General features: G+C 35.2%; 12 protein-coding genes and 1 tRNA gene. 7 read left to right on the plus strand and 6 right to left on the minus strand.

Annotated features, from left to right (window positions below; all coding sequences use genetic code 11):
- Positions 1-210: 210 nt before the first annotated feature.
- A complete protein-coding gene (locus tag ABID23_RS06345; protein WP_354190427.1) occupies positions 211-1,407 on the plus strand; it encodes a multidrug effflux MFS transporter in 1,197 nt (398 codons plus the stop codon).
- 1,197 nt (positions 1,408-2,604) lie between these two features.
- Here the strand turns inward: ABID23_RS06345 and ubiC are convergent.
- Positions 2,605-3,126: a chorismate lyase gene (gene ubiC / locus ABID23_RS06350; RefSeq protein WP_354190429.1), complete on the minus strand. Its 522-nt coding sequence runs from the start codon at positions 3,124-3,126 to the stop codon at positions 2,605-2,607.
- A gap of 324 nt (positions 3,127-3,450) precedes the next feature.
- Between ubiC and ABID23_RS06355 the strand changes: the two genes are divergently transcribed.
- Positions 3,451-3,654 carry a hypothetical protein gene (locus tag ABID23_RS06355; RefSeq protein ID WP_354190431.1) on the plus strand — a complete coding sequence of 68 codons (204 nt, stop codon included), beginning with the start codon at positions 3,451-3,453 and terminating at the stop codon, positions 3,652-3,654.
- Positions 3,655-3,688: 34 nt separating this feature from the next.
- A complete protein-coding gene (locus ABID23_RS06360; protein ID WP_354190467.1) occupies positions 3,689-4,165 on the plus strand; it encodes a phage DNA encapsidation protein in 477 nt (158 codons plus the stop codon).
- Positions 4,166-5,127: 962 nt separating this feature from the next.
- Here the strand turns inward: ABID23_RS06360 and ABID23_RS06365 are convergent.
- The 3 genes from ABID23_RS06365 to ABID23_RS06375 all read right to left on the minus strand — a co-directional run bounded on the left by ABID23_RS06365 (position 5,128) and on the right by ABID23_RS06375 (position 8,950).
- The gene (locus tag ABID23_RS06365; protein WP_354190433.1) at positions 5,128-5,379 is read right to left on the minus strand and encodes a GlsB/YeaQ/YmgE family stress response membrane protein; all 252 of its coding nucleotides are present in this window, start codon (positions 5,377-5,379) and stop codon (positions 5,128-5,130) included.
- Positions 5,380-6,032: 653 nt separating this feature from the next.
- Positions 6,033-7,721 (minus strand): Na/Pi cotransporter family protein, encoded by a 1,689-nt coding sequence (locus ABID23_RS06370; protein WP_354190435.1) that lies wholly within the window; start codon positions 7,719-7,721, stop codon positions 6,033-6,035.
- Positions 7,718-8,950, minus strand: a complete 1,233-nt coding sequence (locus tag ABID23_RS06375; RefSeq protein ID WP_354190437.1) for a mechanosensitive ion channel family protein — start codon at positions 8,948-8,950, stop codon at positions 7,718-7,720. The genes ABID23_RS06370 and ABID23_RS06375 overlap by 4 nt, the downstream gene beginning before the upstream one ends.
- A 136-nt stretch (positions 8,951-9,086) precedes the next feature.
- On the opposite strand from ABID23_RS06375, the gene dnaG reads away from it, so the two are divergent.
- The gene (dnaG, locus tag ABID23_RS06380; protein WP_354190439.1) at positions 9,087-11,024 is read left to right on the plus strand and encodes a DNA primase; all 1,938 of its coding nucleotides are present in this window, start codon (positions 9,087-9,089) and stop codon (positions 11,022-11,024) included.
- Between the two features lie 82 nt (positions 11,025-11,106).
- Here the strand turns inward: dnaG and ABID23_RS06385 are convergent, their stop codons facing one another.
- A complete protein-coding gene (locus ABID23_RS06385; RefSeq protein ID WP_354190441.1) occupies positions 11,107-11,253 on the minus strand; it encodes a hypothetical protein in 147 nt (48 codons plus the stop codon).
- Between the two features lie 109 nt (positions 11,254-11,362).
- Here ABID23_RS06385 and rpoD point away from each other — a divergent pair, with 109 nt between their 5' ends.
- Entirely contained in the window at positions 11,363-13,375 is a 2,013-nt protein-coding gene (gene rpoD / locus ABID23_RS06390) for an RNA polymerase sigma factor RpoD (protein ID WP_354190443.1), read from the plus strand.
- A gap of 453 nt (positions 13,376-13,828) precedes the next feature.
- Positions 13,829-14,290 (plus strand): YcgN family cysteine cluster protein, encoded by a 462-nt coding sequence (locus tag ABID23_RS06395; RefSeq protein WP_354190445.1) that lies wholly within the window; start codon positions 13,829-13,831, stop codon positions 14,288-14,290.
- Positions 14,291-14,330: 40 nt separating this feature from the next.
- Here the strand turns inward: ABID23_RS06395 and ABID23_RS06400 are convergent, their stop codons facing one another.
- Positions 14,331-15,068 carry an SIMPL domain-containing protein gene (locus tag ABID23_RS06400; RefSeq protein WP_354190447.1) on the minus strand — a complete coding sequence of 246 codons (738 nt, stop codon included), beginning with the start codon at positions 15,066-15,068 and terminating at the stop codon, positions 14,331-14,333.
- Between the two features lie 172 nt (positions 15,069-15,240).
- Between ABID23_RS06400 and ABID23_RS06405 the strand changes: the two genes are divergently transcribed.
- Positions 15,241-15,317 (plus strand) — tRNA-Ile (locus ABID23_RS06405).
- Positions 15,318-16,782 lie beyond the last annotated feature (1,465 nt).

Here is a 16,782-nt window from a genome sequence, read left to right on the forward strand (position 1 = left end):
AAGTTGATTATGGGGGATGTTGTTGATGGTACTTTCATGGCAAGAGGGCATGTTAAAAATATTTATTTGGGAAGAAAAAAATACTTTATATGAAACCAATAAAAAGTAAATTTTTTTATAGTTAAAGTATTTATATATTATCTGTTAATAAATAGAAAATAAGGTTATATTTAAATATCAATTTAAAATTTCAAAGTGTGCTTTTCTCCCATGAATCATAAATATACACTGCCATTCATTATATTTATAATATGTTTATCAACAGGAGGTCTAATTTCTACAGATATTTTTCTTCCGGCACTTGGAGAGATGTGTCAATACTATAAAGTGTCTCAATCTCAGATCCAGAATACCATGGCGGTTTTTCTGTTTGCATTAGCGGTGGGGCAGCTCATTTATGGACCACTGAGTGATAATTTTGGGCGAAAAAAAACACTTCTATTTGGCTTATTTTTATGGTTATTCACTACATTTAGTGTCATTTATACAGAGAGTATCCATGCTTTTCTTCTACTGCGCTTCTTACAAGGGCTTGGGGCTTGTGCAGGGCTTGTGTTAAGTCGTGCTATTATCAATGATTTATTGGATAAAAAAGAAGCAGGAAAACTTTATTTGATTGTCTTTCCCTTTATTGGAATGTCACCAGCATTAGCACCTTCAATTGGGGGGATATTATTACAGGCTTTTAATTGGCAAGCGACTTTTATCTTTTTAAGTTTGTTTATAGTTCTAACCATTTTTTTGTGTTTTTTTGTGTTTAAGGAAACTGTTCCACTTCAAAAGCGTCAGCACTTTTCTGTTGTTGGATTTATGCAGGGGTGTTTGGGAGTTTTTAAAAATAAGCAGTTTGTTTTTTATGCACTTATTCCATGTTTTTCTTACGCAGCTTATTTTGCTTATATTGCAGAATCACCTTTTTTACTTATGAGTTTTGGATTATCACCAATACATATTGGCTATAGTTATATCAGTGTTTCTCTTCCTTATGTTTTGGGGAATCTTGTGGCGAAGTGGTTTTTTAAGCGAGAATCTATGGAAAGAACTGTATGGCGTGGTTATATTATTTTTGTGATAGGAGGCGTGCTGTTTGGCTTACAAATGTATGTAAGCCCGTGGCCCCTTGTGACAAGTTTTGTCGCCATTGCTATTCTTACTTTTGGCAATGGTTTTTTATTGCCTTTAGGGACAGCGTTGGCTATTGCTTCGCACCCGCAAGCTGCTGGGGCTGCTTCTGGTGTTATGGGGGCTTTACAATTAGGCAGTGCTGCCTTGAGTGCAGCAGTTATTGGAAAAATATCTGGGCATAGTCCACAAACCATGGCCGCATTACTGGCTGGGTGTTGTTTGCTTGGCTTTATAATTTATATTCGCAAAGCATATGATTTTATGCGTTTAGAAATAGACTAAGTGATATAATAATTTTGCATTATTATGCTCGAATGGAAGTGATTCTAGTTGAGAGTGGATTTAAGTGAGGCTGATTGCATTATATTTAAATTTTTCTATTACCTTAGTTTAAATGATTGCGTAATGGGTCATAATAAGTAGTTGTTAGGGGGGATAAGTTTTTCACAATAGAGTTTTTTGATATGTCTGCGTTTTAACGACGGTAGAGAAACTGTTATTATAATTTATATTTTAAAACAGGAGAAACAAATAGGATATCATATTACCATTTTTCCTACGATGTTTGTTTGTCATCGCGGTGTTTTTGGTTCTTTATTTACAAAGATACGTTGGGCAAGGAGACTCGAAATGACTTGATCGGAATAAATTCTCTCTTTTTCATCATGATGCTATTTTTTATCATGCTCTGCTGCAAAAATTTTGTTTTTTATGGTGGGGAAATTTGAAAAATATTTGAAAGAGTCTTCAATGTATAACGATAAAGTCATTGGGAGTTCCCATCTTTAGGTTTACAAAGAAGTAAGCCGGCACCATCATGATATTGGCTGGTTCATGGGTTTCTACAGCTCTTGCTAAGATAAGTTCATAAGAGGCATGTTTATTCCTTGCTTATACAGTTTTACCTACACACTAATATCACCTGTAATATGTAAGCGGATGGTTTTGGTTGATTTAACAAAAACAGGTCTGGAATGAGAGAAACCTGTGATATTAGGGACGTTTATTCAACATGAGAAAAAGTGCATTATTTTTATAAATCAATATATGATATCTTATGGAATTGTTATGGTTGAAATGTTGGTATAAGTATTGATTTGGTTTCCAAATATTCTAACTGTCCCAGACTATCCAGATAAATTTTTGCAACGATAATTTAGATATATTCCTAATTTGTTGAAAAATAAAGATTTGTTAGGAGTCCTAGAAACACTCAATACTTTTATATTCTGCTTTGTTTTACAAGTATTTACCTCACTAAATAGGCTAAAAGATTATCAATTATTTACTTTTCTAAAAAGGACTATTGCCTTTAATATGGAAAAAATTTTAGAGAAATTAAGATGGCTTAAAAAAATAGTTTAAGAAGAGTTCTTCATAATATGTTTTTGAGGGAGCTTATAAGTTTTAATTTTTTGAACCCTTAAAAAGAGCCTTAAAGTCCATAAATTATGTGTAATCTGGGGAAGGCACCATTATTTATGCTGGCTTTATTGTGTAAAGTGGTGAAGCTATAAAAAACAGTTCGGTAAGTAACAATGGTTTGTCTGCTAATCGCAAACGAGAACGGCGTGCCCATAATTCACCTTGCCGGCCAATATGAATGTAATCGCGGGTTAATTGACCACTATTAAATAAATAGTGTCCCAATGGTGTCGTTCCCAAATGCATTAATGCTTGGTTTTTCTCAAGGAGAGTTTCTTGTGGAATAATGGTGCGTCCAAAAAGCCACGGATGATTATCTCCCATCAATATCACTTCACGTAGCCAATAACGCGCACTCTTAGGAAGATGTTCTGCTTCTTCTTTTTGTAATTTATCTTGCGTAATAAAACATTCACGTTGTGGCTCTACACGGAGGCAGGAACAGTATTTTTTTAGTCGAAGGGTCATGGATCCTAATTCCATGAGCCAATCACGAACGTTTTCTGGTATGAGAGGCTCTTGATCAGAGAGCCACTTTATAGATGGCGCAATGGAATTCTTGGAATCAGACATCATTTTTCTCCACATCTAAAACCGTATTCCGCATGCTATGCTGGATAATATAAATAAGTACTTCCTATAATGTAGAAATACAAAAGCAGCAAGATTTTAAATGGAAAGAGAGAAGAAAACTTTCCGCGAAGAGTATTTTAAAAAAGCTATGTAGAAAATATATTGATGGATTACATCTCCATAAAAAAATAAGGTGAATAATCTATTGCGCTTTATCTAAAGCCCTTTCATATGATGCCTTATGGAACTTTCTTGATGAGGGGATTGGAAAAAAACATTTAGTACTTTTAAAATTTGTTTGTAATGCATATGAAAAGAGGTATTTATGTGAGACGTTCTAAAGAGGAATTACAACGTGTTTCACATAATATGTTCAACGTTTTAGAACTCGAAAATGTTATAAAACCATTTGAATTCCGTACAGAAGGTGATTCCATCATATATAATGACAATATGATGGATGAAGATTTAGACAGTCTTTCACAACAAAGAGGTGATGCTGAATCTAAAAAGGTAAAAAATATCTTATAGAAAACCAAGTATTTATAAAGCTGCTAATGATAAAATATGTGGTTATCTCATTCCTTTATCAATGGCAAACCAATATAAATCAGTTTCTTTTCCTCACGTTAAGACAATTATGCTTGAAGAATATATTTGTGCACAAAACAAATATTTAAAAAATGAACCAGAAAAATTAATTAGTTTATGTGAAACCATCTTTAGACATAGAGATAATGGTCGTATCATATGTCTTGGTAATAATATCTCTCAATTTAATCCTTATTTCGATTACTTTAACCTAAACAATCATTATAAAACTGAATTCACTCATTACAAAGCTAAATCAGTTCAAAATACAACATATGGTTCCAGCATACTATCAAATAAAGCACTACGAGTTCCATCAGATGATTTTAGCTATGTTGATAAAATGAAATCAGTGGGCAAAGAACCATTCATCAATTTGATCATAAACGGGCATGAAGTAGCTGCATTTTTTGCAAATGAAAAATTATTTATCAAAAAAAGGGAGAGTTAATGGATATGCTCCGTATAATATGGATCGTGGTGTTTTGTATGAAAATACAACAAAAAGAAAAGTTTCAAAAGATTATTCTTTAAAATAATTGGCTACATTTATTAAAGATGGTGATATAGCTTTTGAAACAGTGGCAGTTAAGAGCATAATGGTGCCTTTCATTAAAAAGATGTGACCTTTATAATTGTATTACATAAATGCATTCAAAGTTTTTTGAATGAGAAAAGGGTAAGTTTTGTATATTGATTAGAAATATGATAATATTTATCATACAGTGAGTTATTTAATTGTAGTGCAATTATAGTAATTATGAATTATTGTATAGATATATTTAAATATAAATTATTTTATTTATGAAATACTTTAAAAATTATATTAAATTACTTTTGAAGTGTTCTTATATATTTCTGTTATTCTTTACGTATATTAGAAAAAAAACTCTTTTGCATTTATGAAATTCAGAAGAGGTTTGTGGAGGCAGATGCTATTTTTAATGGAGTACGTAATTATGAAGTCGTTTTAAAAAGAGTTAGCTGTCATTTTATAATAATATGCGGTGATTATGCTGATATTACAGTTTTGCAGGAAATGCTTAAATGGAGTTAGTGTATTGCATTATTAAAGTTTAAGTAGAGGTAAGGATTTAAGAAAAATCAATATTAAAACAAATTAAATTTTAAAAACAGTAATATATGTATGTTATCTTTATAAAAGTCATGTCAATCTTATACTTAAGGTTTGACCAATTCTAATATTAAAAATAGAGCTGTAATATATTGATTGAAGGATGATGCGTTATAAAGATTGTTGCTCCCTCTCGTTTGAGGATATAATAGCGTTGATGCAAAAATATTGCAGTTTAAGTGCTTCACTCCCACTTTCTTCTCGCAGAAATTTTTAAGATTACGGCAAAAACATTTCAATTATTTTATCTAGCATTAAAAGATCCTAGGCAAAATACTCTATGATCGAATTTTGCGCCCTACCCATATAAGAATACAAGCGCCTATAAAACCGGAAACAAGATAGCCAAGCCAGCCTGTAAAATTTACACCTAAGAGGCTAAAAAGAAAACTTGCTAATATAGCTCCAATAATTCCTAAAATGATATTTAGAAATACTCCTGTCTGACTTTTCATAAGATATTGCGCAGCCCAACCTGCAAGGCCACCGATAATAATAGCTGCAATCCAGCCAATGTTTGCGTTTTCCATGATATTTTCCTTTGCTAATAGAACTAACTAGGAGAAAATTCACTAACGTCAAGATTTATGCCTTTGTGTTTAAGATTTAGAAGAGGGCACTGCTGATGGAAGTTTTTTTTGAAGTTTTCACTTTACGGGCTTTGTAGCTAACGGAACTTATGTAGCAGTGTCATATTCTATAAAATAACAAATATACAAAACTTTTATTATTATATCAAAAAGCGCTAAAAATAACAATCATTTTTGATAAACAGAAAATATATCTGCCAAATAAATTGATAATATAGATAGTATATTTATAAGTATATCATTTTATGAATGTCCAAAATAAGCTTTGTAAAAGTAAAATGATATAACTGAAGGAACAAGAAAAATGGATTCTTTAAAACTTTGAAAAGAAACTTCCCAAGTGAATAACAAGAGTTCTTACAATTATAAATAATATTTCTGTTTAGCATTTTATCAAGAAATTGCAGTGGTTTGAATCTCTAAAAAATTAATACATCATTGTAATTTTACTGATATTTTCATTTTATTGGATGAGTTTTTATATTGATAGTGTCGTAGCGTCATGTTACTCTTACAAGGACATAGATCAGGGTAAATATTTTAGGTTTAATAACCGATAGGGCGTCATTCAAACAGTCCAAAAGTTTTAAGATTCATTCATTTGTTTGTGGTTCAGTAGGACTACGTAGGCGTGAACTTTGGAGAAGACCTTGCGCTTCTAAAATTGGATAAATCATTGAGGTTAAAAGCGAGTTTATTTGTTTTAAGTCACGTACAGTGTCAAGGTGAAGGCTCGACGATTCCACATTTTGGAGATCACCTTCACGAAGACGTTTAAAATGCTTTAAACTCATTTCTTTTTCTAAATTTCGGAGTTGATCTTTTTTCTGCACGAGCAAATGAGCGGTGTGTGTATCACGTGAGACAAGGACATTAAATGCGATATGGGCATTGGCGAGAACAATGGCGTGGAAACGAAGAAGGTCATTCCACCCATCTTTACTGAATTGTAATCCTTTTTGTTGTTTCTTTTTAACCAGCATAAGCATATTATGAAAGATAATATCGCCTGCTTGATCCAGCTTTATACAAGCTCCTAGCAGCTCTTGTGTTTGAAGGGCTTCTGTGTCGGACAATTTTTGTCCAGACAATCGTGCGAGATAAAGTTTAATTGCGATATGCTTTTTATCCAATACAGTGTTCAGCTGGTTGAGCTCACGGATAATATTGGGATCAGGTTTTTCATAAAGCTCCATAATTTTTTCGAGCATAATATCCACAAGGTCACAAATATGGATGACCTCACGCATAGCATTAGAAAGTGCTAAAGTTGGGCGTTCAAGAACACTGTCATCGAGAGCTGTTTGATCAGATAAATTAAGCATTTTGTCAGTTGGTGCTTTTTTTGTACTTATGTGAACAATTTTTGCAGTTAGTTTGAGAACCCATTTTGAAAGTGGTACTCCCGCAAGGAGAATAAAAATATTAAAAATAATATGAGTATTTATAACTTGAGTAGAGGTATTATTGCCCAGCCATGTGATGGGGGGTTGAAAGATGAGAAACAATATAAGAACAAGAATAGAACCAGCCCCGCGCATGAGTAAATTGCCCAAGGGAATCAGGCGGGTATTAGGAGAGGCGTTGCGTGTTAAAAGCGGTGCTATAAGAGAAGAACCAAAGTTAACGCCAAGGACCATTATAACACATAATTGTGAATGGATAAGATCGTAGTTGGCGAAATTGACGAGCAAAATAATTCCTGCGATGGATGAATGTAACAAGTAAGTTAATATGGCTGCTAATAAAAAAGTAGAAACAGGATCGGTTGAAAGGTAATGAATAATGCTCGGTAAAATGGCACTGTCACGTAAAGGTTCTGTGGCTGTGCTTATCATTTGTAAAGACAAAATCAAAAGACCAATGCCTATAAAAATACGTCCTATTTGACGCCAATCACGCTTTTCAGTTGTCATGAAAATACAAGTACCAATTAAAAGGCATAGCGGAACGGCGATCGTTAGATCATAGGAGAGAATTTTAACAACTAATGCTGATCCTAGTTCTCCTCCTCGTACAGCCATAAGACCTGCTAGTCCTGAGACAAAACCAGATTCAACAAAAGAACCAACAAGGAGTGTTATTGCTGTAGAACTTTGTAAAATCATTGCTGAAAAAAGTCCAAAACTTATAGCAAATAAAGGCCTAGATATAACGTGACGCATTTTATATTTAAGCGTATCACCATATGCACGTTCAATACCTGTGCGCACCATGCGTGTGGCCCAAAGAAGTAAAGAGACTGCACCTGCAAGATGAAGGAGTACCAGTGAACCATTCATGATACTTTTTCTTCCGCTCCTCTTACATCTCTTATATAATGAAAATCGTGGCCACTTGGATTTTGAAAAATTTTGAGACCAAAACTAGGAAGAATAGAATAAAGGTGATCAAAGATATCAGATTGAATCCCTTCATATTCCAGCCAAACAGTTGTGTTGGTAAAGCAATAGATTTCCAATGGGAGACCATTCGGGGTGGGGGGGAGTTGTCGCGCCATTAGAGTCATATTTTGTTCTATGTTGGGATGTTTTTCGAGGTAAGAAAAAATATAAGCACGGAATGTTCCAATGTTAGTTAAACGGCGAGTATTGGCTAATACATCATTATTTTTATTCAGATGCGTGTTCCATTCATTAATTTCTGATATTTTTTGTGTAAAATAGTTTTCTAATAAATTAAATCGGGAAAGATATTCTTGTTCTTCTTTTGTATGGAAACGGATGCTTGATTGATCAATAAAAAGTGACCGTTTAATGCGCCGCCCACCGGCCTCTTCCATACCGCGCCAATTTTTAAAAGGGTCAGTTACAAGTTTACGGATGGGCACGGTCGTGATTGTTTTATCAAAGTTTTGTACTTTAACAGTATGGAGTGCAATTTCAGTAACATCACCATCTACATCTAAACTGGGGATTTGTATCCAATCACCAACACGGACCATATCGGTGGAGGAGATTTGGATTCCTGCAATGAGAGAAAGCAAGGTGTCTTGGAAAATCAGCATGAGGACGGCAGCCATTGCACCAAGACCGGATAAAAGGATAAGGGGAGAGCGGTCAATTAATGTGGCTATCATCAGAATGGCAGAGATAGCAAAAAGCGCAATTTTAGCGATTTGAATATAACCTTTTATTGGTTTTAGACGTGCTGTTGGACGTTGTTCATAAAGGACATTAACCACGTTAAGAAAAGAAGAAACGGCCAAGGCAACAACAAAAATAATAAAGGCATTAGCAACGTTGTTTATAACCGTACGGAGTGCATCAGGCAATGTTGGAATAAAGTTAATGCCGATTGAAAGAGTAAAGGCTGCAATAATATTTGATACGTACTGAATGGTATGCTCAATATCAGCGTTTGTATTTTTAGGTAGAAAAAAAGAAAGTCGTTTTGCGGCGTGAAAGAGCAGGTTTTTGGCTAAAAAATTGACTAAAAACGCAATGATGATAAGAATAATGATCCAAGCAATGGATTCTAATAGCGGATATTGAACAAGAAATTTGATCACTTTTTTTACGCTCCATTTTTGAAAATACCGGGGTAAACTTTTAAAAAAATCTTCAACCACTTAAGAGGGATTATTGGAATTATGCTCTAAAGTCGTTAAATATGCAAAAAAGAATTTTAAAACTCTGTGAGAGATAATGCACTTTTCATCTGATTTCCTTGATGAGCTTCGTACGCGATTACCAATTTCAACCGTGATTGGACAAAGGGTGAAGTTTGATCCCCAAAAAAGTAGACCTTCGCGAGGAGACTTTTGGTGCTGCTGTCCATTTCATAGTGAGAAGACTCCAAGTTTTCATTGTGATGATCGTAAAGGTCGTTACTATTGTTTTGGTTGCGGTGTGAGTGGTGATATTTTTACTTTTCTTTGTGAACTTGATGGATTGCATTTTTCAGAAAGTGTAGAGCGCTTAGCTGACTTGGCAGGAGTAAAATTACCTCTTTTTGATTCACAAAGTCATCAAGATCAAATAAAAAAAGCTGATCTTTATGATGTTATGAAAATAGCTGCTGATTTTTTTCAACAAAACTTACTTACGAGAGAGGGTATGGAGGCGCGTCGCTATCTTGATGCGCGTGGTGTATCCCCAAAATTGGCAGAGCGTTTTCGAATTGGGTTTGCTCCCATCAGGCGTACAGCTTTGCAAGAGGCTTTAAGGGTACGTGGGGTTTCAATGAAACAAATGGAAGATTGTGGACTTCTAAAACTACGTGAAGATCATACGGTTTCCTACGACCGATTTAGAAATCGTATTATGTTTCCTATTGAAGATTTACGTGGGCGTATCGTTGCTTTTGGAGGACGTGCGTTAGAAAAGGATACACCAGCAAAATATCTTAATAGTCCTGAAACAGCTTTGTTTCATAAGGGAAATATACTTTATAACGCCGCAGCAGCACGAAAAAATAGTCGCCTAGCTCATGATAAAAATTTTCATCCACTCCTTGTTGTTGAGGGATATATGGATGTCATTGCGTTGACAAAAGCTGGTTTTGAGCGAGTTGTTGCCCCTTTGGGAACAGCTTTAACGGAAACGCAAATTGGGCTTTTATGGCAGATAGAGCCTGATCCTATTTTATGTTTTGATGGCGATAATGCTGGTTTAAAAGCTGCTTTTCGTGTTGTGGATCGTGTATTGCCTCTGTTAAAGGCAGGGGTGTCTGTGCGTTTTATTTTGTTACCACAAGGTAAAGATCCAGATGAAATTATCTCTACCGGTGGTACAAAACTTTTTACTTCTTTTATAGAACAGGCAACGCCATTGATTGAGCTTTTATGGTGGCATTTTACTTATGGAAAGAGTTTTGAAACCCCAGAGGAACGAGCATCACTGGAAAAACAACTGAAACAGAAAATCTTTACGATTAAAGATGAAGATATACGTCGTTATTACTTACATGACGTAAAGAAACGGCTTTTTGATTTTTTTCGTTCTTCTTTTTCGAAAAAAAAGGATATAGAAAGATATCGTTCATCTCCGCAAAATAGAGAATTAAAAAGTCAGCCTTTTTCTGTTTTGGCAAACTCCGATATTGTACGTAACTCTTCACAATCTATCCCCTTGCGTGAGGCTGTTATTTTACTTATTCTCGTTTACTATCCTGAGTTATGGCATGAAAACTTTGAAACTCTTATTGAATTGGAGTTACAAAATAAACAATTAATGTATTTTCATCAGTCTATGTTAGAAATTCTTGGTGATCAGCAGCTTCATAATAAAAAGACGATGATTGCGCTCTTGGAAGAAAGAGGGCAAAAAGCCTTGTTAGAACGTATGAAATATCTTGTGTATCATATTGGTATGCGCGCGGTTGTTGGTGGAGCACCTATAGAAGATGCTCGTGCTATATTAAAGCAGGCTATATACTTGCATCTTCGAGAATACCACCTACATAAGAGATTACAAGATATTGAAGAACAACTCATAGAAAACCCTAACAGTGAGGTTTTCGATCTGTTTCGTGAGATAAAAAGTGAGCTAGAGCAGATGCGAGCAACAGAAGCAGTCATTGAAGGATTCGGAAGTTGGTTGGATGAAAAAATAGACAGGAATAAGCAAGATACGATAAAATGATTCGCTTTTTTGATGCGAATCAGTCACCTAGAGTTTAAGGTAAGGAAGTTTATGTAGAGCGACATTTTATAAAGAATAACGATTAAATTTTAGGAAAAGCGGGAAATTGGTTTTTACGGTAGGGTATAGAGATTGTCTCAGAAAGGCTGAGAGGAGTCGGGGAAACTTCTGGGGTTTTCCCGTGTTTTTGCGTGAATGAAGGGTGTATGTGAAATGTATTCTTGCACATAATCATCTCCTCTAAGAGGGGGGTGTTATGAGGAACTGTTCATAAATTAGGTGATAACACAAAAGCTGGTCACGGAGAAGCTGCGTGAGTGATCGAGTGGAGTTACAGTATGGCAACAAAGGTTAAACAGAAAAATAATGTAGAAGTAACAAGCCAAGAAAATTTGGATAGTCCTCTTCTTGATTTTTCTGATAGTGCCATCAAGAAAATGGTTAAGCTGGCCAAAAAAAATGGTTATGTGACGATGGATGAATTGAATGCAGTTCTTCCTTCTGATGAGGTTACATCTGAACAAATTGAAGATATCTTAGCAATGTTCTCTGATATGGGAGTGAATGTTGTTGATGATGAAGATGAGGTCGAGTCCGAACGTGATGACGAAGAGGCTACGGTTGAAGGTGGTGATTTAGTTGAAGCCTCTAGCCATGCCGTTGCAACGGTAACGAATAAACGTGAGGTAACTGACCGTACTGATGATCCAGTGCGTATGTATTTGCGTGAGATGGGTGCCGTGGAGCTGCTTTCGCGGGAGGGCGAAATTGCTATTGCTAAGCGTATTGAAGCTGGGCGTGAAACAATGATAGCAGGTCTTTGTGAGAGTCCCTTAACTTTTCAGGCTCTTATTATTTGGCGTGAAGAGTTAAAAGATCAGCGTATTCTTCTTCGTGAAATTATTGACCTTGAAATGACTTATGCGGGTCCAGAAGCTAAACAAGCCCCCATCGTTGAAGCAAGTGAAATTAATAAGGAAAAAGAAGAAAAAAAGTTTTCTAGCACGCGTAATGCAGAGGGGACAACTGGAGATCGAAGCATTGAGGATGATGAAGAAGACGAGGATGACGTTAATTTGTCACTCGCTGCAATGGAAAATGAACTTTATCCTCAAGTCATGGAAACATTGGATTTCATTGCTCAAACCTATGTAAAGTTGCGAAAATTGCAAGATCAGCATGTTGAAAGCAGTTTAGCAGAGCGTAAGGAAGGAGCCCTTTCATCTTCTCAAAAGAAAAAATATATTCAATTAAAAAGCGAGTTGATTCAAGCAGTAAAATCTCTCTCTTTAAATCAAAGCCGTATCGAATCTTTGGTTGAGCAGCTTTACGATATAAATAAAAGACTGATTCATAATGAGGGTAAACTAAAACGAGTTGCTAACAGTTATGGTGTTGGTCATGAAGATTTTTTAAAAGAATATCAAGGGCGAGAGTTAGATGCAGATTGGATGAATTACATCGCTACTTTGCCAGGACGCGGTTGGCAAGAGTTTTCTACGCGTGAAGCGAAAACAATTCAAAGTTTGAGGAGCGAAATACAAAATCTTGCACAAGAAACGGCTATTTCTATTAGTGAGTTTCGTCGGATCGTTACGCAAGTTCAGAAAGGTGAACGCGAGTCAACAATTGCGAAAAAGGAAATGGTGGAAGCCAATCTCCGTCTTGTAATTTCGATTGCAAAAAAATACACCAATCGCGGTTTGCAGTTTTTGGATCTTATTCAAGAAGGCAATATCGGTTTGATGAAAGCCGTGGACAAGTTTGAATATCGGCGCGGTTATAAGTTTTCAACTTATGCCACATGGTGGATTCGTCAGGCGATTACCCGTTCAATTGCTGATCAGGCACGTACCATTCGTATCCCTGTTCATATGATTGAAACAATTAACAAAATCGTTCGCACATCACGTCAGATTTTACATGAGATTGGGCGTGAGCCCACACCAGAAGAGTTGTCTAGCAAGCTTTCCATGCCTTTAGAAAAAGTGCGAAAAGTTCTTAAAATTGCGAAAGAGCCGATTTCGCTTGAAACTCCTGTAGGGGATGAAGATGATTCCCATTTAGGTGATTTTATTGAGGATCGGAATGCATTATTGCCGATTGATGCAGCTATTCAGGCGAATCTTCGAGATACGACAACACGTGTACTTGCTTCATTAACACCACGTGAAGAGCGTGTTTTACGAATGCGGTTTGGTATAGGGATGAATACAGACCATACGTTGGAAGAAGTTGGTCAGCAATTTTCGGTAACACGAGAGCGTATTCGTCAGATTGAAGCAAAGGCACTTCGTAAGTTGAAACATCCAAGTCGTTCACGCAAATTACGTAGTTTTCTCGATTCTTAGTAAAAGTTCGTGCATTTTAAAAACGATTTTTTTGAGCATAAATATGGATTAAAAACATATTATATTGTTCTTAAGGTGCTTCTTGAGAAAAATAGGGGGCTATATTGTGGATTGTCCGGATAAAATGAACTCTAGTCAATATTTCTCCTCGTTTTGGCATTTGTTCTATTTGAAGTGGTCGGTTTATTAAGAGATGTGATTTAAAATATTTTATTACGATTGAAATCTCTCTATTTTTGGGTAACTAAGATATGCTTTCTGTATGATGAGAGAGTTTACACGAATGACTTATATTGCAGGTTAGTGATTTATATTCCTTTATACAAGCCACAGATTGCGTGTGGATTATATTATACTGCTTTATATTGTAAAATACTTAAAGTTACATGTTTTTTATAAATGTTTATAACGAATATTCTGACTTTTTCATTTCAAGAAGATAGCGATAATTTTATGAATAAAGAAACTCCCTTTTGGAAAGTAAAAAAACTAGAAGAAATGTCTGTTTCTGAGTGGGAAAGCCTTTGTGATGGTTGTGGGTGTTGTTGTTTGCACAAAGTAGAAGATGATGATACTGGTGATGTCTATGCAACCAGTGTTGCTTGTCGTCTTTTAGATAGGGAAACTTGTCTGTGTCAGGATTATGCTCATCGTCAATCAATTGTTCCAGATTGTATAGCGTTGGATGTTGCAACAGTGAAATCGGCCCGCTGGCTTCCAGAGAGTTGTGCTTATCGGTTGGTTAGTGAGGGGAAAGATCTTCAATGGTGGCATCCACTGATATCAGGAAATTGCCAGACGGTGCATCAGACACAATTTTCTGCTCGTGGGAAGATAGAAGTTTGTGAAGATGAATTATCATCTGAAGAAGATTACCTCAATTACATCACTGGCCTTATTCACGAAGACCAGTGATATCAATTGTCTCACGCAATGATCGATAATAGAATACAACTTAATCTATAGCAAATACCATTGTAACACTGACATTATAGCCCAATTCTCCCCCTGCAAAGTTCGTACTGGTGTGGCTTGTGTCTGCTGTGGCGCGCATGAGACGTGCTGTAGGGTAATAGCTGTCATGATTTTCATTAATTTCAATGATTTTTCCTAATTTTAAATTTGCAGCTTGTGCTATTGTTTCAGCCTTTTCAATAGCTTCAGCGATTGCTTTTTTACGCGCTTTTTGATAAAAAGTCTTTGTATCAGCATTGGTAAAAGTGATACCATTAACTGAGTTAACACCCAGTGCCATTGCTTGGTCAAATATTTTACCAGCATTAGCGAGATCACGAATGCGCACTGTTAAAGAGTTTGAAACATGATACAGTTTTTCATTGTTCTTTTTTTCGTGATGTTTATTTGAGTCCATTTGATAAATGGATAGACCTGATGTTTGTAAATCATTTGCTTGGATGCCATTGTTTTTAAACGCGTTTATAATATCATTCATAGAATTATTATTGGCAGCGAGTGCTTTTTGAGCCGTTTTATCTTCTGTAACAACAGCGAGATTGATAATAGCCATATCTGGTGCTGCTTGGCTTTCGCCTGTAGCAGTAACTGTAATCGTTGGTCTTTTCATTGTGTTTTCTTCAGCGTGTATAGAGAGTGAACTTGCCAGCAGTGCAAGTGCTATTATAGCTATTTTAGCTCTACAATGATTCAGGGGGTGGAAAATTATTTTTTTCATATCTGCTCCTTTATAATTTATCAGTTTACTACTTTCTCATTTTAGGGAGTTCTTGTAAAGAAATTAGGGTACTATTTAAAAAAACCGATAAAAAAAGAAAAAAGATTGATTATAATTTAGGTAGGCTCTTGTATCATAAGGCGTTTTAGTTTAGAGAGAAGCAGTCTTTGTGGGGCCTGTAGCTCAATTGGTTAGAGCCAGCGGCTCATAACCGCTTGGTTGGGGGTTCGAGTCCCTCCGGGCCCACCATTTTTTCAATCTTGTTATGAATGATGTTCGGCGTGGATGTAGCCTATAGATAGTTTCTGTATGTCTTTACTTTAAAAGTAGGATGGTGATTTTAGGGGCGCGGTCATCCAAAAAATGTTCAATAGGCAGATCAACAAAGCTAATAGCAGCGTGTTTAGCTTTTATGAGACCATATCCAAATGTTTTTCACACTAGACAATGGTTTTTGATACGTTTTTGTTTGTTATACCACGAGTATATTATGGTGTTGTAATGCGGATAACATATTATGATGATTTCATTTTTATGTGTTTGTCTTAAGTTTCTTACTTCTGCTTAAAAACATGCTTAAACTATTTGTTTTTTTGCTGGGTTAAGTGTAGAATAACTGATCAAGGTAACAACCAGTAATAAAAGGTATCATTCTTTTTCAGGTTAGGAAAATTTTTTGTACGCGACTTGAAAAAGAACCACAAACAGAATTCACAAAACGATTACGAGCAATATATTTTTCCTTAATTTCAAGGAATGCGAGAAATTTGCTAAATATTTTTATGTTCACGAAATGACTATGCACAATGATAAAATTGGTTTGCAAAATCTCCCCGCATCTATGTGAATATATAAAAATCGTTTTGGGATATCTTTAAATTGTCTCGTTACGAGTAAAGGTAAAATGTTTGTTGATACGGCAAAGATTAAAGAAACAAGCTATAAAGATTCTCCCTTTCTTTTTGAACTTATGAAAAAGCGTGGTCACATAATTTATATAATCTATAGCTTTAAAAATATAAAGCTCTCTTCTAAAGATATAAAAGATATAATGGAATAAGCGAGAGCTTTAGATGATATTATAAGAGATTACTCAAAATCTCAATGATATGGAAGAGGGCGAGTTTACTTTGTTTCTTCTCAATTAAAGTGTCAAATAGATAAAATGTTAAATAGAAGCTGAAAGCGCGTATCTAATAGTAACACAAGGCACAGCTTAATATTCATCTAAAATAAAGGTTCATTTCTTCGTATGTTAAAAAACTACGTTAATATATTGTTTTAAAAATATACAATAAAAACAGAAATGTGCCACATGGCATATATCTTTTTTCTTTTCGGAGTTTAAGGGAGAATTCAGATATTTTTAAAATTTTTTCTAATGAGTAGTTTTAATTTTTATAAAAGAAAGATAGTTTAAGATGATAGTCATTAATAGCGAAATTAATATTATTTAGACCATGTGTAAATTGTAACGGACTTTTTTTTATAATAAATTAACACAATGTTTTTGAGTCAATAAAGCTTTATTTCTCTGTTATTAAATGGCTTCATAATTTTCAGTAAGTTTGGATAAATGATGTGCGGTTAATGACTAGAGTTTACTATGTAAAGATTTTCAATAACTTTTAGGAGTGTAATGTTATCGTACCAGTCGTTCTATAACGGCGTAAATTTTGCTGTAGGTGAAGAGTTGAGCGGTATGTGACCGGTC

The sequence above is a fragment of the Bartonella silvatica genome (genome assembly GCF_040545155.1).
GTDB lineage: Bacteria > Pseudomonadota > Alphaproteobacteria > Rhizobiales > Rhizobiaceae > Bartonella > Bartonella silvatica.

Excerpts from the sequence above, each read along its gene's own strand:
- dnaG (WP_354190439.1), top strand. The coding sequence starts at position 9,087 with ATGCACTTTTCATCTGATTTCCTTGATGAGCTTCGTACGCGATTACCA.
- ABID23_RS06365 (WP_354190433.1), bottom strand. The coding sequence starts at position 5,379 with ATGGAAAACGCAAACATTGGCTGGATTGCAGCTATTATTATCGGTGGC.
- ABID23_RS06400 (WP_354190447.1), bottom strand. The coding sequence starts at position 15,068 with ATGAAAAAAATAATTTTCCACCCCCTGAATCATTGTAGAGCTAAAATA.
- ABID23_RS06395 (WP_354190445.1), top strand. The coding sequence starts at position 13,829 with ATGAATAAAGAAACTCCCTTTTGGAAAGTAAAAAAACTAGAAGAAATG.
- ABID23_RS06370 (WP_354190435.1), bottom strand. The coding sequence starts at position 7,721 with ATGAATGGTTCACTGGTACTCCTTCATCTTGCAGGTGCAGTCTCTTTA.
- rpoD (WP_354190443.1), top strand. The coding sequence starts at position 11,363 with ATGGCAACAAAGGTTAAACAGAAAAATAATGTAGAAGTAACAAGCCAA.
- ABID23_RS06385 (WP_354190441.1), bottom strand. The coding sequence starts at position 11,253 with ATGTGCAAGAATACATTTCACATACACCCTTCATTCACGCAAAAACAC.
- ubiC (WP_354190429.1), bottom strand. The coding sequence starts at position 3,126 with ATGATGTCTGATTCCAAGAATTCCATTGCGCCATCTATAAAGTGGCTC.
- ABID23_RS06345 (WP_354190427.1), top strand. The coding sequence starts at position 211 with ATGAATCATAAATATACACTGCCATTCATTATATTTATAATATGTTTA.